1 protein-coding gene is annotated in these 1109 nt (G+C 60.6%); it reads left to right on the plus strand.

Going from position 1 to position 1109, the window contains the following annotated elements; all coding sequences use genetic code 11:
• Positions 1–169 precede the first annotated feature (169 nt).
• Complete coding sequence (locus AC1DT3_RS22155; protein ID WP_477467328.1) at positions 170–1099, plus strand: dihydrodipicolinate synthase family protein; 930 nt, start codon at positions 170–172, stop codon at positions 1097–1099.
• The last annotated feature ends 10 nt before the right edge of the window (positions 1100–1109 follow it).

Here is a 1109-nt window from a genome sequence, read left to right on the forward strand (position 1 = left end):
GCTTGATCGTCTTCGTTGCCGGTCTAGGCTGGGCTGTCTTCAGCAGGTCCATCGATTTCTCAGCGCCTCGACAATATCTGCGGGCGCGCCGCAGCGCCCCGGATTGACATCGTAGATTTTATACAATCTACATTACCGGATAGCAACCGAGACAGAGGAGAGCGGTCCGATGGCACCGAAAATTGGGTGGGAAGGCGTATTTCCCGCGGTCACGACGCAATTCAAGAGCAATCTCGACCTCGATCTCGACGCGACGCGCGCTGTCATCGAGGGGCTCGTGCGGGATGGCGTGTCCGGTCTCGTGGTTTGTGGCACTGTCGGCGAGAACTGCTCACTGTCGCGCACCGAGAAAATCGCCGTCATGGAAGTCGCCAAGGATGTGGCACGCGGTCGCGTGCCGGTGATCGCGGGCATTGCAGAATTCACCACGGCATTTGCGTGCGACATTGCGAAGGACGCCCGGCGGATCGGCATCGATGGCATCATGGTCATGCCCGCTTTGGTCTATTCCTCGAAACCGCATGAGACCGCCGCCCATTTTCGCGGCGTGGCGTCGGCGACGGATCTGCCGGTGATGGTTTATAACAATCCGCCGATCTACAAGAACGACGTGACGCCCGACATTCTCGTGTCGCTTGCCGATTGCGAGAACATTGTCTGCTTCAAGGATTCCTCCGGCGATACCCGCCGGTTCACGGACGTTCGCAACATGATCGGCGACCGCTTCGTGATGTTCGCGGGCCTCGACGATGTCGTGGTCGAGAGCGTGATGCTGGGAGCGTCCGGATGGGTCTCCGGCATGTCCAACGCTTTTCCGCGCGAAGGCGAGACGCTCTTCCGGCTCGCAAAGGCGGGACGCTTCGAGGAGGCGCGAGGTCTCTACGATTGGTTCATGCCGCTGCTGCATCTCGATGCCCGGCCGGATCTGGTGCAATGCATCAAGCTTTGCGAAAAGATCATGGGGCGCGGCTCCGACCTCACGCGTCCGCCGCGTCTCGCTCTCGAGGCGCATGATCGCGCGCAGGTGGAGAACATCATGGCGGAAGCCCTCAAGAACCGGCCCGTGCTTCCCGATGTGGGCCTCAAGACGGCAGCATAATCATCAACGG

The organism is Microvirga sp. P4_G7 (assembly GCF_056401005.1).